The sequence below is a fragment of the Kitasatospora sp. NPDC017646 genome (genome assembly GCF_044329365.1).
Taxonomy (GTDB): Bacteria; Actinomycetota; Actinomycetes; order Streptomycetales; family Streptomycetaceae; genus Kitasatospora.
The window spans coordinates 1-1,617 of record NZ_JBIRJC010000139.1; the positions used below are offsets into that span (position 1 = coordinate 1).

Here is a 1,617-nt window from a genome sequence, read left to right on the forward strand (position 1 = left end):
TCGACCCCACCTGGTCGACGGGTGCCTCGCCGCCACCGGCCTGATCTTGGACGGCTGACCACCCTCAGCCCGACATCACGAATTCAAGTTCAGTACTACGGCCTCGGCGACGGCCTGGTTCACCTCATCCGTACGGGCGTCTGCGGCGTCCAGGCCCTCGAACATCGCGGCTGCCTGGCCAATTGGACCGAGGCTCACGACGACCTCGGCAACTGGACCGCCCTCGTTGGCGGCCGCCCTGCCGCGGGTGCTGTCGACGGCGAACTGACTCCGTCGGGAGCAACCCCGGCGGCAGGCGGCAGGGGGCTCGCACAGACTGATAGCAGGCCGGTCCGCGTCCGGACCCCCGAGCGGGCAGCGGACCGGTGCTCCGCATCCGCGCGCCGCTTCCCGGATCCGTCGACGGTCTTGCTCGCCGGCCGTTTGTGCGCTGCCGGGTGGCATGTTCGCGGCCGAAATTGCGCAGGTCAAAGCCCTGGTGTCGGTTGATCGGCGGGTCTAGCATTCCCGGCACGGCGGCCCCACCACAGCGCCCACCGGGCCGTCGAGCAGAGCAGCCGCGTCTCCCGCAGGCGCTGCTGGCCTCCCACCGGCCGGGCCCGCGTGGAACGCACCCCCTCGTTCCCGGGCCCGGCCGCCTGCGCGACAACATCTGGACGGCTTCGGCCGTCGCACACGGTTTGCGGCACGACCTGCTCCTGCGGCGGCGGGCGGGCGCGGCGCCCAGTGCCACCGCCGTGATGTCGCCGACCGCGCCCGGGGAGGCCGCCGACCGGGCCCTGCGCATCACCGTGTAGCGGTCGGCCGGGTCCTTCAGGGCGGGATTGGCCTGTGGTGGGTGATGTTCCGTGGTTTTCGGGCGGGCCGGGGTGTCGGTGTGCGATACCGGGAGCTCGGGAGTGGTTGGGCGGCAGAGGTGGCGGTGGATTCGATGCGGGTGGGCGAGGCGCGGGAGTGGATTGGTGAGGCGGTGGTGGGGGCGGTGCGCGCGGGCTTCGCCCGTGACCACGAGATGATGGGCTATGCGGAGCGTCCGGCGCCGGAGCCGGCGTTCAAGGCGGGGCGGGAGCGGGCCGGGCACGACTCGTCCCGCGTGCCGGAGGTGGAGAAGGCCGTGGTGGAGTCGTGGACCACCGACGACACACCGGGCATGTTCTTCACGTACAAAGCCGAGTACGGCGGGCCGCCTCTCATCCAGCTGTCCGTCCGCAGCACGTGGGCGCGCCAAGTGGCCGCTGCGGGCTGGGCGGTGCTCGGCGGCTGCGCGGTCCTGGATGTTCTGGACTGGGACGAGAGTGTCAGCCCGCGTCGCCCGGCCGGGGTGCGGGCCGCGCTGGTCTGCGCCGACTACGACGCGGGCATGCACGGCTGGCGGGCCCACGCGGACAACCGCGACCTGCGCGTCGCCTGGGGCCCGCAGGGCCAGGCCACACTCGTCATGCCGTGGGAAGAGCCATCGGGCGGCCACGAGATTCGGTAGGTTCCGTGGGCCGTCGCCGCACGAGGGTCGGCCCGCGTCCTGCACTGAGGATTTTCCAACCTGAAGTTGCAGGTCACGGGGCTGGCGTGGGGCGAGGGTGAGGTGCTTGTGCCGGTCAGCGGCGTGATCGCTAGCAG

1 protein-coding gene is annotated in these 1,617 nt (G+C 72.2%); it reads left to right on the forward strand.

Annotation, left to right across the window (positions count from 1 at the left end):
• Nucleotides 1-922 precede the first annotated feature (922 nt).
• Nucleotides 923-1,480, forward strand: a complete 558-nt coding sequence (locus ACH4J0_RS43195; protein WP_396246662.1) for a hypothetical protein — start codon at nt 923-925, stop codon at nt 1,478-1,480.
• The last annotated feature ends 137 nt before the right edge of the window (nt 1,481-1,617 follow it).